Here is a 21,418-nt window from a genome sequence, read left to right as displayed (position 1 = left end):
GGGGGCAAGATTGAACACGTGCTACATGTGATCTTTTATGAACCGCGCATCCCGGGCAATACGGGAGCCGCCATCCGGCTTTCCGCATGCACCGGATCGATGCTGCATCTGGTTGAGCCACTGTGCTTCGACATGGATGACGCGAAACTGCGTCGCGCCGGCCTGGATTATCACGACTTGGCGCACGTGAAGGTTCACCCCAACCTCGACGATGCACTGGCCGGCATTCCCGGAAAGATCTGGGCATTTACCGGACACACAACCACGATGTACACCGATGTGTCCTACAGCGACGGCGACGGGTTGATGTTTGGCCCTGAACCGACCGGTCTGCCTGAGGACGTGATGGATGATCCGCGTGTGACGTCGCGGGTCCGTATCCACATGTGCGAGGGGATCCGGTCACTCAACCTGGCGAACTCGGCTGCTATCGGCCTGTATGAGGCCTGGCGTCAGATCGGATTCCCGCACTCGTGCTAACTGCGGCGCCTCGGCTGGCGTTCGATCTGTTCGGCAAGTTCCACGATACGACGCGGATTTGACCACCACAGCCACACCAGTCCGACGACTGCCAGCAGCAGCGGCAGATAATAGTATTCCGCGCCGAAACGACTCCACGGGGATCGCTCGGATGTGGGCTCGTTGATTCCCCAGAACGACAGTCCGACGATCAGTGGGCCGACCGTCTGAGTGATGACACTGGCCCATCCGACCATGCGCATGCGGCGCCCGTTATGAGTCAACGCCGCTGCTGCAACGAGGTACAGCAGTGAGGCGACCAGGGCGAGCACATAGGGCCCCAGCGGTTCCTCGCCCCGACTTGTCAGGCTACGAATCGACACGACCGTTGTCCATGCACCGAAAAGCCAGTACGCGGCAGGAACAAGGCGGCCCAAGCCCCATGACGGGCCGCGATCATCTGCCACGCTTTCTGCTGGCTGTGGTGCCGGCGTAACACCCATGGACAGTGTCTCCTTTCAGCAATGGCGGTACTGTCGCATATGACATAGTACGGCCCAGAAGCGACAAAACGGCCGTTCTTGGCGCGATGGCGCCAGATATGGGATGGCGCACCAAAAGTTCCCACGTACAAGTCAGAAAAAAACCGCTGCAAGTGGGACAATAGACCCAGTTGGTCCATGACGGTCCACACGAGTCCAACTTTGAGGAGTGAATAAGTGAGCGAGCCCGATTACGACATCGTCATCTTAGGAGCAGGATCCGGCGGATATGCCGCTGCCTTACGAGGCGCCCAATTAGGACTGAAAGTTGCACTGATCGAGGGAGACAAAGTCGGGGGCACATGCCTGCACCGCGGCTGCATTCCAACGAAAGCCTATTTGCATGCCGCTGAGATCGTCGACACGGTCAAGGAATCCGAGCACTTCGGTGTGAAGTCCTCCTTCGAAGGCGTGGACATGCCACAGCTGATGAAGTACCGCGACTCTGTCATCAAGAAGCTTTACAAGGGCCTGCAGGGGCTGATTTCCCAGCGAAAGATCGACGTGATCGAGGGATGGGGCCGTCTGACCTCCCCCACCACGATTGACGTTGACGGTCGCACCGTGACGGGAAAGAACATCGTCCTTGCGACGGGGTCATACTCGCGCTCAATCCCCGGTCTCGAGATCGGTGGCCGTATTATCGCCTCTGAGCAGGCGCTGCAGATGGAATGGGTGCCCGAATCCGTGGTCGTCCTGGGCGGCGGTGTGATCGGCCTGGAGTTTGCCTCCGTGTGGTGTTCACTGGGTGCTCAGGTCACGATCATCGAGGCACTGCCGCACCTGGCCAATAACGAAGATGAAGCGGTCTCAAAGCAGCTGGAGCGCCAGTTCCGCAAGCGCGGCATCAAGTTCCACACGAATACGCGTTTTGCCGGTGCCACGCAGGATGATTCCGGCGTTCACGTCACGACCGAAAACGGTAAGGAAATTGACGCCGACATTCTGCTGGTCGCAGTCGGACGCGGTCCTGTTACCAACGACTTGGGTTACGAAGAGGCCGGCATCACGATGGATCGTGGTTTCGTAATTACCGACGAGCGTCTGCGCACCGGCGTGGGCAACGTCTACGCTGTGGGCGACATCGTCCCCGGATTGCAGCTGGCTCACCGTGGCTTCCTGCAGGGAATTTTTGTCGCCGAGGAGATCGCGGGGCTCAATCCTCAGGTCATCGATGAGACAGGAATTCCGCGCGTCACCTTCTGTGAACCGGAGATCGCCTCTGTTGGTCTGACTGAAAAGCAGGCTCGTGAAAAGTACGGTGATGATGCCGTTCACACAGTCGAATACAACTTGGCTGGCAATGGCAAATCAAATATCTTGAATACCAGTGGTTTCGTCAAGCTGATCAACGTCCAGGATGGCCCGATCGTCGGGTTCCATGCTGTGGGTGACCGTATGGGTGAACAGATCGGTGAAGGCGAACTTATGGTGAATTGGGAAGCGTATCCGGAGGATCTGGCCGCGCTGATTCACACTCACCCCACCCAAAACGAAGCAATTGGTGAAGCAGCTCTGGCCCTTGCCGGCAAACCTCTTCACTCCCACAACTGAGTCACGCATAAAGGAGATTGAACGATGGCGACAGCAGTGAAGATGCCCGCTCTGGGCGAGTCCGTCACTGAAGGAACAGTGACAACGTGGCTCAAGCAGGTGGGCGACAAGATTGAAGCTGACGAACCGATTGTGGAAGTGTCCACCGATAAGGTCGACTCTGAAGTTCCCTCCCCCGCCAGCGGCGTTCTGCTCAAGATCCTGGTTGAAGAAGACGAAACCGTTGAGGTCGGAACCGAGATCGCCCTGATTGGCGAGGAAGGTGAAGAGGCTTCAGCGGACGAGGCAGGCGACGAGGGCGACCAGAGCGCCGATGAATCACAGGAAGCTGCCTCCGAGGAATCTGAACCAGAGCCGGAAGCCGAATCCAGGCAGGCCCCTGCCTCGGGCGGCGGTAACACCACCGAGGTCACCATGCCCGCCTTGGGCGAATCAGTCACTGAAGGCACGGTGACAACCTGGCTCAAGCAGGTCGGTGACGAGGTCGAAGCAGATGAGCCGCTTCTGGAAGTGTCCACTGACAAGGTCGACTCTGAAGTTCCCTCCCCCGCATCCGGTTACCTGGTGGAAATCCGGGTGGAAGAAGACGAAACGGTGGAGGTCGGCACCGTGGTGGCCGTGATCTCCGATCAGGCCGGCGGCGCAGCATCTGACCAGTCGGCGGAAAAGAAGACGGCAGATGCTGTCGCACCCGATGAGCCGTCGGAAGATACATCGGCTCCATCCCCATCGGCCGAGCCGCCCGCACCTCGTCAGGCGCCTCCGGCACCCCCTGCGCCACCCGCACCGCCTGCACCCCCGGCTCCTCCGATGCCGCATCAGCCAGGCGATTCGGATAAGAAGGAATTCGAGACGCCTGAAACGCTGGCGCCGAAAGCTACCGAGTCCGGCACGAAGGTTGCGGACCAGCCTGAACAGTCGGTTGCTTCTGGTCAGTACGTCACACCGATCGTGCGCAAGCTGGCACGTGAGGCCGGCATCGACCTGTCCACCGTGACTGGCACGGGTGTTGGTGGCCGTATTCGCCGCGAAGACGTCGAAAAAGCCATTGAGTCCTCCTCGTCGAAGGCAGCGCCGGCCGCATCTGGTGGGGCTCCTGCACCGCAGTCATCCGATGAGCCGATCGTCTTCGAGCCGTCTGAACTTCGTGGAAAGACTGAGAAGATGACGCGTCTGCGCCAGACGATCGCAAAGCGCATGATCGAGTCTTTGCAGACAGCTGCTCAGCTGACCACAGTGGTCGAAGTGGATGTCACCCGTATTGCTGCCCTGCGCGCAGCCTCCAAGGCTCCGTTCCAGGAAAAGCACAATACGAAGCTGACGTTCCTGCCTTTCTTCGTCAAGGCCGCTACCGAAGCCCTCGTTGCGCACCCGAAGATCAACGCAACGATCGACGACAAGAAGGTGACGTACCACGATCACGAGCACATCGGCATTGCCGTGGACACCGAGCGAGGGCTGCTGGTTCCGGTCATCAAGGATGCAGGAAGCAAGTCACTTCCTGAAATTGCAGCCTCGATCAATGACCTGGCCAAGCGCACACGCGATGGCAGCGCAGGTGTCGATGACCTGAGCGGATCCACCTTCACGATTACCAACACGGGATCGGGTGGAGCACTCTTCGACACTCCGGTTCTCAACATGCCGGAAACCGCAATTCTGGGCGTCGGAACGATCGTGAAACGCCCTGTGGTTGTCAAGGACGCGATGGGCAATGATTCAATCAGCATCCGCTCGATGGTGTACCTGGCCCTGTCGTACGATCACCGTTTGGTCGACGGCGGCGACGCGGCCCGCTACCTGATGGACGTCAAGCGTCGTCTGGAGCAGGGAGCATTCCAGGCAGATCTGGGTCTCTAGAAATCCTCACCAGGCGGGGGTGCGCTCGAGTTACTCGGCGCATCCCCGCTTGCTATGTCGTGAACACTCAGCGGATGTCCGCCCAGTGTCAGTTCCACGTTGTGTTCAGGCTGGGTGCCGACGCTGTGACACAGTCCAGCCTCGCAGCGCTGGTGGCTGGCCTGCTGAATGCGGGTGCTGACCGTCACCATCTGCCCGTCGCAGCGAACCGTCACATCGCCCACAACGGCTGTCGACAGATTCTTCAATTCCACACCGTCTGCGACCAGATTCTCTATCAGTGCCTGGTCCGACTCCAGCAACACACCACTGGTTGCATACGTCAGCCCGTCAACATCGCGATTCATCAATGCGCTGTCACGTGAACGCAGCACATCGGTGATGACGTCACGAGCTTCATCACTGCTCGGGCACGCTGATACCGCGCCCGATTCGGAGACGCTCTGTTCAGCATCGCTGCGCACTGCATGCCCGATCACCCATGCGCCGACTCCGAACGCCATACACGCTGCAAAACCGACTTTTGCGTGAGAAGACCGAGGTCGCTTATGCCGTGCCGGCGCGTTCTCATGCTGTGTGAGCTCCGTGTTCGCCGCGCGACGCAGCACCTCCCCTAATTCGTCGCCCACACTGCCGGGGCTGCTGAGCTTGCGTTCAATACGCGCAACGCTGTCCCAGTCGCCCTCGACTGTGCCCTCACCATCGGACCATCCTTCAGTGCCGATGATGCCTTCGGGACCATCGATAATGTCAATGAGGACCGCCTGATAGTCGGGGCGCACCACGATATTGGATGGAGACAGGTCGCCGTGCACGATGCCGTGCTCGTGGAGCGCTTCCACACCGCGCCGGATGGACGCGCTGATGCGCTCGCGCACCTGCCTGCGACGAAGTGAGGGGGTCCCGATCAGCGTGTCGAGTGTGCGACCGGTGACGTACTCCATCACAACGGCACACCGTCCATCGTCATGGCGCGCCACGTCGTGGAGCCGTACCACGTTGTCACAGTCAATCTGCGCCCAGGCGCGCCACCGTGACTCCAGGCGCTGCGCATCGTCAGCTGACCGCAGTGCCAGCAGGCCTGCGTTCCCATCGCGAGTCAGTGTGTGCCACATGGGGCCGGCATGGCTCATCGAGGCCAATGACCGCAACTCGTAGGAATTGATATCCATGCCCCTACTGTGACGGGCCTTCCCCTATGGCACAATACGCAATCGCAATCTGTGGATGGCGCATGGATACACGCTAGAATGACACCGCTGCCGTGGCGCAGCAAGCCCTCCTGCTCTTGCCTGGCAAGACCCTTGAGGGCACGCCTATGTTGGGACATGCTTTCGTGCAGACATCACCATTTCGCGCTCTGGCGCATTATCGTATTCTGCCCGCTCTGGTTGGGTGGCCCGAGCTCATCATCGCGTTTGTGGCTCGCGCACCTTACGCCATGGTTCCGTTGGGGACGATGACGGCAATCACCGCCTCTACTGGATCCGTCGCAACCGGCGGACTGGCGACCGGTGTGGTCTCTCTGTCAACAGCCATCGCTTCGCCGCTGATCGGACGCTGGGCTGACCTTGGCGGACAACGACCGGTACTGCTCACGCTGCTCCCCCTCAACGCGCTCTCCCTAACTGGACTATGCGCTGTAGCGCTGACTGCTCACAGTGGCCCAGGTTTGTGGCTAGCTGCCTTATGCGTGGGCCTGACTGCCGTTCCGATTGGCTCATTTACGCGTGCACGCTGGGTGGCGCGCACTACCTCCCCCCATCATCTGGCCGCAGCCTTTTCCTATGAGTCCACCGCTGATGAATTCGTCTTCGTCCTCGGCCCAGCCCTCGTTGGCATCGCCGCGTCCGCCGCAGCACCTGCCGCGCCATTGGCACTGGCCGTCCTCCTCGTGCTGTGCGCCGGGATTCCTTTCGCTATTCGCACGCCCGCTTCCCTGCCGAACGAGGACGACGCTGATCGCACGCAAACCCCGCCGGTGTCGATCGCCTCGGTGCTGCGCGTTGTCCTTCCGGCGATCCTCATCATGGCCTGTATCGGTACGATATTTGGCTCCGTTCAGGCCGGCACCACCCAACGAGCAGCAATGGCCGGAATGCAGACGCAGGCCGGTTTGATTTACGCGGTCATGGGTATCGGGTCAGCCGCAATGGCCCTGATGGTTGTCTTGATTCCCGAATCCGTGCGACTGTCGTGGCGCGTCATCATCGGCGGGGTCGGAATTGCGGCAGCGATGGGGGCAACAGCTGGGGCCTCGAGCATTATCCTGACTGCTCTCATGCTGCTCATTGCCGGACTCTTCGTGGGGCCCACAATGGTGACGGCCTTTTCATTGTCGGAACGCCTGGCTCCCCCACAAGGTGTTTCAGTGGCGATGACGTCGATGCAGTCTTCGGTCACAATCGGCGTGTCCTGTGGATCAGCCGCGGGTGGCATGATGGCGTCTTCGTCCGGTGCGCCGTGGGCGTATGCGATCGCAGTGTGCGCCGGACTTGTTATCGCACTCACGGGTGAGATTTTGCGTCGCGCAGGAAGCCGTGGTCCCGCACGGCTCCAATCACAGGTAGGATAGGACCATTATGGCAAAGGAAAACGCACCCCAGGAAAAGAAGCGTCGGTGGTATCAGAACTTCGCTGACGCTTATAAGATCACTGCGCGCTCATATCCGTGGATCGGATGGGTGATGATCGGTGGTTCCATCGTTCTCATCGCTCTTGGCATCCTCCTCGGATTCCTCACCAACTCATGGTTCATGTGGATCCTGACGGGAGTCATGTTGGCACTGCTGCTGTGCATGGGTCTGCTCGCTGCACTTGTGCGCCGCGCAATGTATCAGCAGATCGACGGCACGATCGGATCCGTGTATGCGGTTATCAGTCAGATCAAGCGCGGGTGGATTGTCAGCGAAGAGCCTGTTGCAGCGAATCGCCATCAGGATCTGGTGTGGCGCCTTGTCGGCAGGCCCGGTGTGGTTTTCATTTCCGAGGGACCCTCCTCGCGTGTGCGCCCGATGTTGAATCAGGAGCGTCGCAACACGCAACGTGTCGCCCAGAACGTTCCGATTCACCTGATTGAGGTGGGCCATGGTGATGGACAGATCACCCTCGGGCAGCTTGACCGTCGTATCCGGAAGCTCAAGAAGACGCTGACTCGTGAGGAAGTTCCTGCGATCTCTCAGCGGTTGACAGCGTTGGAGAACAAGACGCACCAACGCGTTCCTCGCAGCATTGATCCCATGAAGGCGCGCCCGTCGCGTCGTGCCCTGCGTGGCCACTGACCATGTCTGAGCGGCGATGCCGCCGCGCCGGTCGCTTCACATATTGAGACGGCGACGCATAACTATACTTTTATGCGCATACTCGTATATGTTGGTCGACGTGGAGAAATAGTTCCTTCGCGTTGCTCGCATATTGGAGGAAATCATGCGTAAGTTTACTGTCGTCACTGCAATTGCTGCCCTGACCGCCTGTGGCCTGGCCGCGTGCTCTGATCCCGATGACGTCCCTGCCGATCAGTCGAATGCCGGCGCATCATCCGGAGCACAATCAGCGACCTCATCTGCCGACAATCCAATGGCGTCCACGGGGATCACCCCCTTCGATACCAGCCAGATTCCAGTCCAGGATGATATCGCTGCCCTCGTTCCACAGGAAATCAAGGATCGTGACGTCCTGCGAAATGGAGCCTCCACGGACTACGCGCCGGCGGAATTACGCGGTGACGATGGTCAGACCCCTGTTGGCTACGAAGTTGACCTGGTGCGCGGCCTCGCACAGGTGCTGGGTCTGTCGGAAGGCACCACCACGCACGCCGAGTTCCCCACGATCATTCCGGCACTGGGCACCAAGTTTGACATCGGCATGTCGGCGTTCACGATTACTCCAGAACGTGAGAAAGAAACCAACTTCGTTCAGTTCATCGAGGTTGGTTCCGCATACGCCGTATCGACAGGCAACCCGAAGAACTTCGACCCCGCTGACCCCTGTGGCGCCACCCTCGGCGTTCAGAACGGCACGTTCCAGCACGAGTACGCCAACGAGCTGTCCGCAAAGTGTGAAGCCGACGGCAAACCCGCCATTCAGGTCATGCCGATGGATCTGCAGACTGACGTCGCCACGAAGGTTGTGGGTGGACAGTACGACGCAACCCTGGCAGATTCCACAGTGATCAGTTACACGGTCAAGCTCACCCAGGGACAGCTCGAACAGGTTGGAGACGTCATCGAAGCAGCCCCACAAGGCGTTGCGGTTTCCAAGTCTGATCAGGCTCTGACAGATGCCCTTGCCAAGGCCATGCAGTACCTGATGGACAGCGGATACCTAGAGAAAATCCTCGCGCCCTACGGCGCGGACTCCTCCGCCCTCGACACGGCCACTGTCAACCCGCCGGTTGAGTGACCTGTCGGTTAACCAGAGAAAGAGTGACCAGTGCCGAAGCAAGACATTCGTGACGGCGTTGAGATTATTCACGCCAAACCCGTGCCACGTATCGGTCGGCTCGTGTCGGCTGCGATTGTCGCCGTGCTTGTCGCCATGGCGATCAACACGCTGCTGACCAACCCGAACTTCCGGTGGGACGTTGTGTGGCAATGGCTGTTCTCACGCACCATTGTCAGCGGCGTGATGTACACGATCCTCCTGACGATCGTCGCCATGATCCTCGGCACGGTCCTCGCGGTGACGATGGCAATTATGCGCCAGTCGCCCAACCCGATCCTGCGGTGGGTCGCCACGTTCTACATCTGGTTCTTCCGCGGCACACCAATCTACACGCAGCTCATCTTCTGGTCTCTGCTTCCAACCCTCTATCCTCAGCTCTCACTTGGTATTCCCTTTGGCCCCGAGTTCGTCACCTTCGACACCGCTCAGGTTTTCACGCTGCTTTGGATGGCGTTCATTGGCCTGGGACTCAACGAGGGTGCCTACCTGGCTGAAATTATCCGCGCAGGTCTGCTGTCCGTTGATAAGGGACAGGAAGAAGCAGCGACCGCGCTCGGTATGCATCGCGGTCTGATCCTGCGTCGCATTATCCTGCCGCAGGCAATGCGCGTGATTGTCCCGCCGATCGGGAATGAGACGATCTCGATGCTCAAGACCACCTCTCTGGTTGCCGCCATTCCGTTCACTCTGGAATTGACGTTCGTGGCGCGCGCCAAGGGGCAGGCGCTGTTCGTGCCGATCCCCCTGCTGATCGCGGCCGCACTGTGGTATCTGGCGATCACCTCGCTGTTGATGGTCATTCAGTACTTCATTGAGCAGCACTATGGGCGTGGCTTTACCTCTGACCGCCCGGAAGGCACGACCGGCACTTCCTCGCACAAGACGGGACGCCAGAGCGCCATCAATTCCTCTCACACCACGAAAAACGATCCATTTATCGAGGTCACACCATGAGCTCTTCACTTGCCCCGATGGTCTCCGTGCAGGCAGTTCACAAGTTCTTCGGTGATCTTCATGTATTACGCGGCATCGACCTGACGGTACGCAGCGGCGAGGTGTGCGTGATCCTGGGGCCGTCCGGTTCAGGAAAATCAACCCTCCTGCGCTGCATTAACCAGTTGGAACGTATCAGCGCAGGCAGGATTTATGTTGAAGGCGACCTGATTGGGTACCGCGAAACCACTGACTCATCTGGTCAGCCTGTTCTGCATGACCTGCCCGACAAGGTCATCGCTCAGCAACGCTCTCGCATTGGCATGGTGTTTCAGCGTTTCAACCTGTTCCCCCATATGACCGCCCTCGAAAATGTGATGGAAGCACCTGTGCACGTCAAGGGCGTCAAGGAAAAAGAGGCACAGAAAACGGCGCTGTCGCTGCTGGATCGTGTAGGTCTGGCTGACCGTGCTCAGCACTATCCTTCGCAGCTGTCCGGTGGCCAGCAGCAGCGTGTTGCCATTGCACGCGCACTTGCCATGGACCCGGAGCTGTTGTTGTTCGATGAGCCGACGTCAGCCCTCGACCCTGAGTTGGTTGACGAAGTGCTCGGCGTGATGAAAGATCTGGCCCGCTCCGGCATGACGATGGTGGCTGTCACGCACGAGGTTGGGTTTGCGCGCGAAGTGGCCGACCAGGTCGTGTTCATGGATGAGGGTGTGATTGTGGAGGCGGGGAAGCCTTCCGACGTCATCGAGCATCCCACGCGCGAACGCACCAAGGCGTTCTTCTCGAAGGTTCTCTAAGCACTCAGTTCTGATCGCACCAGTGGAATCTCGCCGTCGGGCACGGGCCATTGGTCGATCGGACGGTCGTTCCATGTGCGCGCAACCCACTGGCCGCCTTCACGATCGAGCACCGTGGTGCCGGTGTTGCGCATCGGATTGGTTACCGTCATGCGCGCATCCGCATTCGAGGCAAGCACGGGTGTGATTGTGCGCAAAATAGCGCCATGCGCGACAAGTGCGACGACTCCGTCCTTGTGCTCCTCGGCCCACTGTTCAATTTCTCCGATGACGGGACGCACCCGTGCCAGCACTTCATGCCCGTTTTGCGCACCCGGCATTCTGGCATCCAGATTGCCCTGAGCCCAGTGGACGATGGTGCGCACGTACGTCATTTCCGAGGCGCGGTCCACCGCCATTTCACCGTCGCCTGTCTCGATTTCACGGATGCCGGGTCGAATCCACACGTGTGGGTTGAAGCGGGCGATCAGCGGTGCTGCTGTTTGCCGCGTTCGGATCAAAGGTGAGACGACCACCAGGCCTGGTGCCGGTGCAATATCGTTTTCCCACCGCGCTGCCAGCGATTCGGCCTGTTTACGTCCTCGCTTGTCGAGGGGTGCGCCGGGACGGCCCGTATCCAGTGCGTGTGATCGATTGGCGGCGGTTTGTCCGTGCCGGACAAGAACAAGTTTCATTTCCTACTTCCTCAAGATGCCATTCACCGTGAGTCTGACCAGAAGAGCCGTTCCATCACATCCCGTGAACGCCGGGCCGCACGCAGCCAGTCCTCTTCCAGGGCGTGATAGCCGCCTGCCCCATATCCTAACAAGTGCGCCAGCGAAGCCAGTTTCGCACCCGAGCGCGCCAGCACGTCGATTTTGACCCCGGATGTGCGCCCGGTTGCCAGCACGTTTCCCGTACGGATGCGTCGAGCTAAACTCCACGCGCGATCCAGGTCATCAGCGTCCTCTCCGCTGATCAGGTTGCTGTGTCGTAGGACCGCCAGCGCGCGCTGCGTGGAGGTGGTGCGCAGCTCCTCACAGCTGTGAACGTGACGCATCTGCATGAGCTGCACGACCCACTCCACGTCGCTCATTCCCCCCACGCCAAGTTTGACATGCCGCGTCGGCTCAATGCCACGAGGCAGTCGCTCGCGTTCCATTCGAGCTTTCAGCAGGCGAATCTGCTGAATATCAGCGTCCGAGGGTGACTGATCGTAGCGGATCGGATCGATGGCGGCAAAGAAGTCGACCAGCAGCTCCCCGTCACCTGCTGCGGGTCTGGCTCGTAACAGTGCCTGACGTTCCCATACTGATCCCCACCGCTGGTAATACTCCTCATAGGAGCTCACCGTGCGCGAAACTGGCCCGGATTTTCCTTCCGGTCGCAGATCCATATCCACGCTCAGCCCCGATCCCTCGTGGACAGAGCTGAGCAGCTTTTTCACGCGCATGGTGATGTCAACGGCGGCACCGGCGTCCCCCTCGTGAACGGCAATAATGTCGGCGTCGGACATCAGCGAAGATTCGCGTCCGCCGTATGAACCCATCGCAACAAAAGCCAGGCGTGGCGGCTGCGCGTCTGCGTGCTCACTGCTCCACTGGCGAGTCGCGATAGTCAGTGCGCCATGAAGCGCCACATCCGAAGCGTCCGCAATGGCGGTTCGCACAGGGGCAACATGTGCCAGTGCATCTCCCAGGGCTGCGCGCGTCACTTCACGTACACGTACCGCCTGCACGCGCCACATGGCCTGTTCAGTGTCGCTGTGTCGCGAGATAAGCGCGTCCACCTCGTTGATCAGGCGCTGACGGTCGCGCGCTTTGAGCTGCTCATCACCGTCAAGCCACTGCACTGCTTCAGGCAACTCAGCAAGAGCGGAGGCAACCCAGCGTGAGGACGGCAAGAGTTCGCACAGTCGTGAGGCCGCCAGACCTGAATCGCGCAGAAGCGACAGGTACCAATGCGAATCGCCGATGCGTTCGGACAGGGTACGGAAGTTCAACAGCCCGAGGTCAGGGTCAGCTCCGTGCCCAAGCCACGTCATAAAGACAGGCAACAGGTGGCGTTGAATGGTGGCACGGCGTGACGTGCCGTGTGTCAGAGCTTTGATATGACCGAGCGCTCCGGCAGGATCCAGATACCCCAGCGCCGCCAAACGAGCCTTGGCAGCCTCCAGATCCAGCGCGGCTTCGTCGGGAGCCAGGCGGGCGGTGGCCGCGATAATCGGCCGGTAGAACATATCGTCATGCAGCTTGCGGACGCGCTCACGCACGTCGTCCACGGTGTCGATGAGGTTTTCCGCGCTCATGAGCTCCGGCCCCATCGCTCGGGCAATACGCCGCAGTTCGTGTCCTGATGAGGGGATCATGTGTGTTCTGCGCATGCGTGCCAGCTGGGCCCGGTGCTCAACAGTGCGCAGGAAGCAGTAGCAGTGCGTCAGGTCGCGTGCATCCGTTCGGGCAACATATCCTCCGTCGGACAGTGCCCGGATTGCTCCGACGGTGTCGGCAATACGGATCGATTCGTCTGTGCGCCCGTGAACAAGCTGGAGCAGCTGAATCGTAAATTCGACGTCCCGAAGTCCTCCGGCACCGAGTTTAAGTTCCCGGTCGCTGTCCGCAGCCGGGACCAGGGCTTCGGCGCGTTGCCTCAAGGTGCGGGCGTTGTCCACGAACCCTTCGCGGTCCGCGGCGGACCACACAAATGGAGTAATCGCGTCAATGAAGTCTTGTCCGACTTGACGATCACCTGCCACAGGGCGCGCTTTGAGCAGTGCCTGGAACTCCCAGGTGTGCGCCCAGGACTGGTAGTAGGCGACGTAGGATTCGACGGTTCTGACCAGTGCGCCGTCACGGCCTTCCGGCCGCAGCGTGGCGTCAACTGCCCACAGCGGTGGCTCACTGCCCGCACCAGAACACGCCTGAGCGGTCATCGCTGCCAGCCGCGTGGCAATTTCAATAACGCTGCGCTCTGACTGGCCTTCCTGCACGCCCACCACGTACATGACGTCAACGTCCGAAATATAGTTCAGTTCACGCGCCCCCGTCTTACCCATAGCGATGATCGCGAACTTGACGGTGTGATCGGGGTCGATCTGGCGCCGTGCCAACAACAGGGCACCTTCCAACGCCGCGTCAGCAGCATCAGTCAGCCGTGCAGCCACCTCAGGCAAGTGCCCAACCGGGTCGGAGTCCGTCAGGTCAGTGGCGGCAATCGAAATCAACACGTTTCTGTACGCTCGTCGCAGGTCATCTGCTGTTGCGGTGGCCGAGGCAAGAGCGTCGAGGATGACCTGGCGAGCATCACGTGCCTCGACCCACACCGCGTCAATGGCGTCAGAGTGGGCAACAATAAAATCGCCGAGGGGACGCGATGCGCCCATCACGGCGGCAAGATGGCGCACCGCACCGTGGTCGAGTACGTGACGCAGAGCATTCGGGTCAGCTTCGTGCAGTCGCACGAGCTGGAGGGCAACCAGGTCTGGATCAGCACTGGTCTGAGCTGCCCGCATCCAGATGTCGGCACTGTCAGGAAGCTGCCTGAAATAGTCCGCACTGGTGCGGGCATCGTGAAAGCCTGCACTGCGCAGGTGCGCTTCAATGCGCTCGCTGCGCATCAATTGGCCTTAATGAATTGTCTGATTTCCTGGGGCGTGATCTGGTGGCGGTACTCAGCCCATTCCTTGAACTTGTTGCGCAGCACGTAGTCGAAGACTTCTTCACCCAGGGTCTGAGCGACAAGATCTGAATTCTTCATACATTCCAGGGCGCTGTGCAAGGAGGCAGGTAGGGAATCGATGCCAAGAACCTGACGTTCGTGTTCGGACAGGTCCCACACGTTGTCCTCAGCTTCAGGCATGAGCTCCATCTTCTTGTCAATGCCATCCAAGCCTGCGGAGATGAGCACTGACAGCGCAAGGTAGGGGTTGCACGCCGGATCAAGTGCGCGGTATTCAATCCGCGCTGAGCGCCGTTTATCCGGCTTATACAGTGGTACACGAACCAGTGCCGATGAATTGTTGTGACCCCAGCACACGTAGCAGGGAGCTTCTCCCCCGCCCCACAGACGTTTGAACGAGTTGACGTGCTGATTGGTGATCGCGCTGATTTCGCGGGCATGCGCCAGCAGTCCGGCGATGAAGTGGCGTCCGGTAGCTGACAGCTGATACGTGCCGGCCGGATCGTAAAATGCGTTGTGGTCACCTTCGAACAGTGACAGGTGGGTGTGCATGCCTGAGCCGGGGTAATCGGCAAACGGCTTAGGCATAAACGTGGCGACGACGTCCTCGCTCAGTGCCACGTATTCAATGAGCGTGCGGGCGGTAATGATGTTGTCGGCTGCCCGAACCGCATCGACTGCCCGCAGGTCAACTTCGTTTTGCCCAGGGCCGCCCTCGTGGTGGGACAGTTCGACGGCGATGTCCATGCTTTCGAGCATGTGAACCAGGCGACGACGAAAATCGTGGGCAATGGATCGCGTGACATGGTCGAAATAGCCGGCACCGTCAATGGGAACGAGGTGATCGGGGGTTGCAGGCTTATGCAGCAGGTAGAACTCGATCTCGGGATGCACCATCACGGTGAATCCCATGTCGGTTGCACGCTGCACAGTACGTTCCAGCGTTCCTCGCGGATCGGATCGAGCCTGCTCACCGTCGGGGGTGAGCACATCGCACAACATGCGTGCAACTTTGTCGTCCTCACTACCCCACGGTAAAACCTGGAAGGTGCTGGGATCTGGTTTCAGGAGCATGTCCGACTCGTGGACGCGTGTCAGCCCCTCGATCGAGGAACCGTCAAAGCCGATACCTTCGCTGAGCGCATCCTCCAATTCACCTGGATCAATGGCCAGCGATTTGAGTACGCCGGCCACATCCGTGAACCACAGGCGGATAAAGCGAATTTCCTGATCGGCAACTTCACGCATCACCGAGTCGGACAACTGATCCATCTATTTCTCATTCTCCTCTGGAGGCAGCTCCACATCTTCGATCGGCTCAATCAGGTCTTTGAGCTTTTCGGAGGGGCGGGCCTGCGTTGGCTCATCGAGGACGCTCGGCCCTTTGGGACGGGTGTCTACAATCGGTGCCTGGCTTGAGTGCCTCACAGGGTTGGGCGGCATGGTCGGCTTAGCCGGCCCGGATTCTCCATCCGTTCCCCCACCTGAAAAGCCTTTCGCCACAGCGTCGAGGGCGGCTGTCAGCTCAGTTGGCACAACCCAGACCTTCGATGCTTCACCTTCAGCGATACGCGGCAGCATCTGCAGGTACTGGTAGGACAGAAGATCCGGGGTCGGCTTGCCGGCGTGAATGGCGTTGAACACGGTCTGGATGGCCTCGGATTCACCGCGAGCTTTCGTCACTGCGGCCTGTGCGGCACCTTCAGCGCGCAGAATCTGGGACTGCTTGTCACCTTCAGACTTGAGGATCTGAGACTGGCGCACACCTTCAGCAGTCAAAATGGCGGCACGCTTGTCGCGCTCAGCGCGCAGCTGCTGCTCCATCGCGTTCTGAATGGACGGCGGCGGATCGATGGCCTTGAGCTCGACTCGATTCACGCGAATACCCCAGCGGCCGGTTGCCTCGTCCAGGACGCCGCGCAGCTGAGAGTTGATCTGGTCGCGGCTGGTCAGTGTTTGCTCGAGGTCCATTGAGCCGATCACGTTACGCAGCGTCGTGACGGTGAGCTGCTCGATAGCCTGAATGTAGTTCGCGATTTCGTAGGTCGCGCTACGCGGATCGTTGACCTGGTAGTAAATGACCGAATCGATGGAGACCACAACGTTGTCAGCGGTAATGACAGGTTGGGGTGGGAACGACTGGACCTGTTCACGCAGGTCAACCTTGCTTGCGATGCGATCAAGGAAAGGTACCAGGACGTGAAGTCCGGCGTAGAGCACCGACTGGAACTTGCCGAGACGTTCCACCACCAGGGCCCGCGACTGCGGGACCACCTGGATTGACTTGGCTACGGTGACGACAACGAACAGCACGATGAGGAAGATCAGCGCCATTCCGATTGTCTGCCCGAATGAGTTAAACATTGTGACAGCCTCTCACTGCATAGGGGGTTCGTTACGTTCAATAATGGCTGTTGCCCCATCGATGCGGACAACGTGCGCGTGGACGCCGGCGGGGATTTCCCGCCCATCCGCCGAGCGCGCGCTCCACGTATCGCCGGCAACTTTGGCACGCCCGTCGATTCTGTTGACTCGAGTAAGCGTGAGGGCGTCTGTTCCAATCAGCCCTTGTGCATTGGTTCGAATATTCGGGTTCGTGCGTGTCAGATGCGCCTTAGCCCATGGACGAACGAGAAGGAGAAGAAGCAGGCTGGCGACCGCAAACACGGCCACCTGCACGCCTGTTTCCCCTCCGGCAGCGCTGGCAATTCCGCCTGCAAGTGCCGAAATAGCCAGCATGAGGAAGAAGAGGTCGAGTGACAGCATCTCGACGATGCCCAAGCCTAGTGCGATGAGAAGCCACCAATAAAAGACCACTGTTTCCTCCGTTTCAGTGTCGACGGGAACTGTCGGGCTTCCGGTCCCTGTTCATACGCGCCCACCAGCGCCCGTCACCGTGACCGACCTCCAGCGGCAGATCGAATGCCGTCGACAGGGTCTCACTGGTCAAAGTCTGTTCAATTGGCCCGCTCGCAACGAGGTGGCCCTGTGACATCACCACGCCGTGCGTGAAGCCGGGTGCAATTTCTTCAATCTGGTGGGTAACCAGCAGCAGTTGCGGTGAACGCGTATCCCCGCTCAGCTCCGTCAGCGCCTCCACCAGCAGTTCACGCGCCCCCAGATCAAGTCCGGCACTCGGTTCGTCAAGTATCAGAATTTCCGGGTCCGCCATGAGTGCGCGAGCCAGTGCGACGCGTTGGCGCTCCCCTTCTGACAGCGTTCCGAAACGGCGCTCCGCCAGGTGCGAGACGCCGAACAGGTGCAGCAGGTTATCTGCGCGCCCCTCGTCCTCAGTGTCGTACTGTTCGCCGTAGGTAATCGACCTGCCCCATGCTGCGGTCATCACCGCCATGCGCACCGGCATGGACACTGAGATTCGTGCCGTCAGTGACTGTGAAGCAAAGCCGATGCGCGCGGACAATTCCCCGGGGTCGGCTTCTTCGATCGGCGTGCCCAGAATGGTCACGGAACCGCTGGTTGCGCGCTCGCGCCCACTAATCAGTCGGATCAAGCTGGTTTTGCCTGCACCGTTCGGGCCAACAATGACCCAGTGTTCACCGCGATGCGTCGACAGCGTCAGGGAATCAACAAGGTGGGATCCGCCGCGCTCAAGCGTGACGTCGTGTAGATCAACAACGTTCTCCATGTCTTCAGTGTAGCCAGAACCTTGCCTCATCAGCCCACCAGCGCGCGATAAAGGTCGAGTGTCTGCTGGCCGATTGTGTCCCACGAAAATTCAGTGCGCGCCCGCTCCAGGCCGGCTTTGCCCATCTGACGCGCCTGCCCTGGATCAGCCAGCACGGCATTGATGCGTTCAGCCATCGCAGATTCGAACGCTTCTGGATCAATGGGGGTTCCGGTTCCGTCAGTCTTCTGCTCGATGGGAACAAGGTAGCCGGTTTCTCCCTCGACAATAACGTCGGGAATTCCGCCGGTGCGTGTGCCCACCACCGGCAACTCCATCGCCATAGCCTCCAGGTTCACGATGCCCAGCGGCTCGTACACAGACGGAGTGATGAAGACGGTCGCCACGTCCAGGATTGCACACAGATCGGCTCGCGGCAGCATCTGGGAGATGAGCACGACCCCGTCTCTGTCGGCCGCCAGTTCCTTGACCAACGTGTCGACCTCAGCGGCGATTTCCTTGGTGTCCGGCGCTCCTGCACACAGCACGATTTGAGCATCTCGTGGAAGCTGGCGAGCTGCGCGCAGGAAGTACGGCAGACCTTTCTGACGGGTGATCCGCCCGACGAAGACCACTGTGGGCCGGTCAGGATCAATACCGAATTCCTTGAGCACGCGCGTCTGGTTGGCTTTCTCATCCTCGGTGGAGGGTTTGCGCCACTCATTCAGATCGATACCGTTAAAGATGACGTGAACCCTGTCCACTTCGACACTGGGATACGAGCGCAGGATGTCATCTTTCATCCCGTTGGACACTGCAATGATCGCGTCAGCATTCTCGTAGGCGATGCGCTCAGCGAAGCTGGACAGACGGTAGCCACCGCCCAGCTGCTCGGCCTTCCACGGGCGCAACGGTTCGAGCGAGTGTGCGGAAACAACGTGAGGGACGTCGTACAGCAGCTTCGACACATATCCGGCAAAGTTGGCGTACCACGTGTGCGAATGCACCAGGTCAGTTCCGTCGGTGTGGGCCGCCATCTGCAGATCCACCCCGAGTGTGCGCAACGCTGCATTTGCGCCGTCCAGTTCGGCAAGTTCGTCGTATCCTCGCACACCGTCGAGGGCACCCTCGTCCCCCGGCTTCCTGGGACCATCGAATGCGTGAACCCGAATGTCAGGACCTAGGCTTCGCAATACGCGAGCCAGTTCAGTCACGTGAACACCCGCACCGCCGTAGACGTGCGGCGGATATTCACGTGTCAATAAATCTATACGCATGGCTGCCTCCTACTGAGAGCTTATCGAACAGCAGCGCATCTCGTGTCGTTTGCGCACATTCACGCTGATTATTGCCTACCCTTGAGACATGGCAAAAAAACATGTCCTAGCAATCGTTCTTGCGGGTGGCGAAGGCAAGCGTCTCATGCCCTTGACCATGGATCGAGCCAAGCCTGCAGTACCTTTTGGTGGAAACTACCGACTGATTGACTTCGCGCTGTCCAATATCGTCAACTCCGGCTACATGCGTGTCGTCGTGCTCACCCAATACAAGTCGCATTCGCTGGACCGACATGTTACAAAGACGTGGTATATGTCACCGTTGCTGGGTAACTTCATTGCTCCCGTACCGGCGCAGCAACGACGGGGACCGCACTGGTACCTGGGCAGTGCCGACGCGATCTACCAGTCCCTGAACGTCATTGAGGACGAGCACCCTGACTACATGGTGATCATTGGTGCCGACAACATCTACCGCATGGACTTTTCTCAGATGGTGGAGCACCACATTGAGTCCGGTCTTCCGGCAACTGTGGCAGGCATCCGCCAACCGGTTGAACTCGCTCCCGCTCTGGGCGTCATCGACGCCGAAGGTGGCGTGGTGAAGAACTTCCTCGAGAAGCCGCAAAACGCTGAGGGTCTGCCGGATGATCCGACCAAAGTGCTCGCATCTATGGGTAACTACGTGTTCGATACGGACGCCCTCGTCGCCGCACTTCGTGCAGACGCGGAAAACGAGGATTCAAATCACGACATGGGTGGCAACATCATCCCGTGGTTCGTCGAACGTCAGCAGTGCGGTGTCTACGATTTCAAGGACAACATCGTGCCCGGGTCCACAGAGAGGGACCGCGACTACTGGCGCGATGTCGGCACACTGGACGCGTACTACGACGCGAATATGGACCTGATCAGCGTCCACCCGATCTTTAACCTCTATAACCGCGACTGGCCGACGATGACCCTCATCGATGGCTCCTTGCCGCCGGCAAAGTTCGTCTACGGCGATGAGCATTCGCGTATGGGGCACGCCGTCGACTCGTTTGTCTCCCCCGGCTCGATTGTCTCGGGCGGCGAGGTTTACCATTCGATCATTTCGCCTGGCGTGTACGTGCACTCGTGGGCTCAGGTCACTGACTCGGTCGTCATGGGCAACACCCGCGTGGGTCGCCACTCCATCGTCTCCAAGACGATCCTGGATAAGGACGTCGTCGTGGAAGAAGGAGCGACGGTCGGTGTGGACCTGGAACATGATCGCGCTCGCGGTTTCACCGTCACCGAGTCCGGCATCACCGTCGTCCCCAAGGGTATGGTGGTGACTAAGTGAGCCAACGGGCTGGCGCAGCACTTTGCGTCATTGCCCCGCATGACGTCGCAAGTTTTCCGTACGAGGCTCCGGCAGTTCGCGCACTGGCAGATTTTGCCGGTGTGCGCCGTTCAAAAATACATGTGCGAGCATTGCCGTTCGTGGCGAACCCGATTGGCGGGGACGTCCCTGCGTGCGTGGTGGCCTGCGTGCGCGAGGGTGATGACGGTGTGGGCATGCTGGATCTTGACGGTGCGCACGCCGCGTTGTCACGGTGGGGAGATGTTCTGGTTGTCCCTGTTTCTGTTCGTGAAGAAGGCGGGCCAGCGCTGATCGTCACCGACGTGGATTCAACGCTGATCGCTCAGGAAGTGATCGAAGAACTTGCCGAGTGGGCCGGTACGCGTCAGGAAGTGGCGGCAGTGACCGCGCGGGCAATGAACGGTGAGATCGATTTTGCGCAGTCCTTGCGGGAGCGGGTCGCCACACTTGCCGGCGTCCCTGAGACCGTGTTCCGCCACGTTACCCGCTCCCTCACCGTCACTCCCGGCGCCAAGCAACTCATCAAAAGTGTCCACTCCGTTTCCGGCGGTGCCTTTGGTGTGGTCTCCGGCGGGTTCGAGGAAGTCGTGGGCCCATTGGCAACGCGACTGAGCATCGATTTTTACTGTGCGAACCGACTGGAAGTGCGTGACGGGCACCTGACCGGCCAGGTCCTCGGAGAGATCGTGACATCGCACGTGAAGGTCCGTAAGCTCACTGAATGGGCAGCTCAGCTGGGAGTATCCCCCTCACGGTGCGTTGCCATTGGTGATGGCGCGAACGACATCCCCATGATGCAGGCCGCAGGATGGGGCGTCGCTTTTTGCGCCAAGTCCGCTGTCCGCGACGCGATTCCCAATTCTCTGGCCGTGCGTCGCCTCGACGCGCTCGTCGCTGCCCTGTTCTAGGTTCGG

19 protein-coding genes are annotated in these 21,418 nt (G+C 59.8%); 10 read left to right on the top strand and 9 right to left on the bottom strand.

The features are described from left to right. The first annotated feature begins 18 nt into the window (after positions 1–18). The gene (locus AC1DA5_RS03135; protein ID WP_058236891.1) at positions 19–480 is read left to right on the top strand and encodes a tRNA (cytidine(34)-2'-O)-methyltransferase; all 462 of its coding nucleotides are present in this window, start codon (positions 19–21) and stop codon (positions 478–480) included. Here the strand turns inward: AC1DA5_RS03135 and AC1DA5_RS03130 are convergent. Next, positions 477–962 carry a hypothetical protein gene (locus AC1DA5_RS03130; protein WP_070726632.1) on the bottom strand — a complete coding sequence of 162 codons (486 nt, stop codon included), beginning with the start codon at positions 960–962 and terminating at the stop codon, positions 477–479. The genes AC1DA5_RS03135 and AC1DA5_RS03130 overlap by 4 nt on opposite strands. Positions 963–1,178: 216 nt before the next feature. On the opposite strand from AC1DA5_RS03130, the gene lpdA reads away from it, so the two are divergent. Beyond that, entirely contained in the window at positions 1,179–2,555 is a 1,377-nt protein-coding gene (gene lpdA / locus AC1DA5_RS03125; protein ID WP_058236612.1) for a dihydrolipoyl dehydrogenase, read from the top strand. A 24-nt stretch (positions 2,556–2,579) separates the two neighbouring features. After that, positions 2,580–4,415, top strand: a complete 1,836-nt coding sequence (sucB, locus tag AC1DA5_RS03120) for a 2-oxoglutarate dehydrogenase, E2 component, dihydrolipoamide succinyltransferase (protein ID WP_058236611.1) — start codon at positions 2,580–2,582, stop codon at positions 4,413–4,415. Here the strand turns inward: sucB and AC1DA5_RS03115 are convergent. Beyond that, on the bottom strand, positions 4,412–5,587 hold the full coding sequence (locus AC1DA5_RS03115; RefSeq protein ID WP_480289180.1) for a protein kinase domain-containing protein: 1,176 nt from the start codon (positions 5,585–5,587) through the stop codon (positions 4,412–4,414). The two genes, sucB and AC1DA5_RS03115, sit on opposite strands and share 4 nt — an antisense overlap. A gap of 92 nt (positions 5,588–5,679) precedes the next feature. On the opposite strand from AC1DA5_RS03115, the gene AC1DA5_RS03110 reads away from it, so the two are divergent. The 5 genes from AC1DA5_RS03110 to AC1DA5_RS03090 all read left to right on the top strand — a co-directional run bounded on the left by AC1DA5_RS03110 (position 5,680) and on the right by AC1DA5_RS03090 (position 10,597). Continuing rightward, positions 5,680–6,990, top strand: a complete 1,311-nt coding sequence (locus tag AC1DA5_RS03110; RefSeq protein WP_480289179.1) for an MFS transporter — start codon at positions 5,680–5,682, stop codon at positions 6,988–6,990. Between the two features lie 7 nt (positions 6,991–6,997). Continuing rightward, a complete protein-coding gene (locus AC1DA5_RS03105) occupies positions 6,998–7,696 on the top strand; it encodes a DUF4191 domain-containing protein (RefSeq protein WP_058236609.1) in 699 nt (232 codons plus the stop codon). Positions 7,697–7,841: 145 nt separating this feature from the next. Further along, positions 7,842–8,816, top strand: a complete 975-nt coding sequence (locus AC1DA5_RS03100) for a transporter substrate-binding domain-containing protein (protein ID WP_480289177.1) — start codon at positions 7,842–7,844, stop codon at positions 8,814–8,816. Positions 8,817–8,846: 30 nt separating this feature from the next. After that, a complete protein-coding gene (locus tag AC1DA5_RS03095) occupies positions 8,847–9,812 on the top strand; it encodes an amino acid ABC transporter permease (protein ID WP_480289176.1) in 966 nt (321 codons plus the stop codon). Then, a complete protein-coding gene (locus AC1DA5_RS03090) occupies positions 9,809–10,597 on the top strand; it encodes an amino acid ABC transporter ATP-binding protein (protein ID WP_058236607.1) in 789 nt (262 codons plus the stop codon). The genes AC1DA5_RS03095 and AC1DA5_RS03090 overlap by 4 nt, the downstream gene beginning before the upstream one ends. Here the strand turns inward: AC1DA5_RS03090 and AC1DA5_RS03085 are convergent. Genes AC1DA5_RS03085 through glgA form a run of 7 tightly spaced genes read right to left on the bottom strand, consistent with a single transcriptional unit; the run spans position 10,594 to position 19,156 of the window. Continuing rightward, the gene (locus AC1DA5_RS03085; protein ID WP_480289175.1) at positions 10,594–11,271 is read right to left on the bottom strand and encodes a histidine phosphatase family protein; all 678 of its coding nucleotides are present in this window, start codon (positions 11,269–11,271) and stop codon (positions 10,594–10,596) included. The genes AC1DA5_RS03090 and AC1DA5_RS03085 overlap by 4 nt on opposite strands. Positions 11,272–11,294: 23 nt before the next feature. Next, a complete protein-coding gene (locus AC1DA5_RS03080; protein ID WP_480289174.1) occupies positions 11,295–14,192 on the bottom strand; it encodes a bifunctional [glutamine synthetase] adenylyltransferase/[glutamine synthetase]-adenylyl-L-tyrosine phosphorylase in 2,898 nt (965 codons plus the stop codon). Further along, the gene (locus AC1DA5_RS03075; RefSeq protein WP_058236604.1) at positions 14,192–15,526 is read right to left on the bottom strand and encodes a glutamine synthetase family protein; all 1,335 of its coding nucleotides are present in this window, start codon (positions 15,524–15,526) and stop codon (positions 14,192–14,194) included. The genes AC1DA5_RS03080 and AC1DA5_RS03075 overlap by 1 nt, the downstream gene beginning before the upstream one ends. Then, positions 15,527–16,618 (bottom strand): SPFH domain-containing protein, encoded by a 1,092-nt coding sequence (locus AC1DA5_RS03070; RefSeq protein ID WP_092648532.1) that lies wholly within the window; start codon positions 16,616–16,618, stop codon positions 15,527–15,529. Between the two features lie 12 nt (positions 16,619–16,630). Next, complete coding sequence (locus AC1DA5_RS03065) at positions 16,631–17,071, bottom strand: NfeD family protein (protein WP_070726619.1); 441 nt, start codon at positions 17,069–17,071, stop codon at positions 16,631–16,633. Between the two features lie 13 nt (positions 17,072–17,084). Continuing rightward, complete coding sequence (locus AC1DA5_RS03060; protein ID WP_070726617.1) at positions 17,085–17,900, bottom strand: ABC transporter ATP-binding protein; 816 nt, start codon at positions 17,898–17,900, stop codon at positions 17,085–17,087. A gap of 29 nt (positions 17,901–17,929) precedes the next feature. Further along, entirely contained in the window at positions 17,930–19,156 is a 1,227-nt protein-coding gene (gene glgA / locus AC1DA5_RS03055; RefSeq protein WP_480289173.1) for a glycogen synthase, read from the bottom strand. 88 nt (positions 19,157–19,244) lie between these two features. Between glgA and glgC the strand changes: the two genes are divergently transcribed. Both glgC and serB read left to right on the top strand, forming a co-directional pair. After that, positions 19,245–20,483 carry a glucose-1-phosphate adenylyltransferase gene (gene glgC / locus AC1DA5_RS03050; protein WP_070726614.1) on the top strand — a complete coding sequence of 413 codons (1,239 nt, stop codon included), beginning with the start codon at positions 19,245–19,247 and terminating at the stop codon, positions 20,481–20,483. Positions 20,484–20,749: 266 nt separating this feature from the next. Further along, positions 20,750–21,412 carry a phosphoserine phosphatase SerB gene (gene serB / locus AC1DA5_RS03045; protein ID WP_058236888.1) on the top strand — a complete coding sequence of 221 codons (663 nt, stop codon included), beginning with the start codon at positions 20,750–20,752 and terminating at the stop codon, positions 21,410–21,412. Positions 21,413–21,418 lie beyond the last annotated feature (6 nt).

Source organism: Pauljensenia sp. C0254C2 (assembly GCF_056583835.1).
The sequence above is the reverse complement of the archived record's forward strand: the minus strand, read 5'-3'. Positions and strand labels throughout refer to the sequence as shown.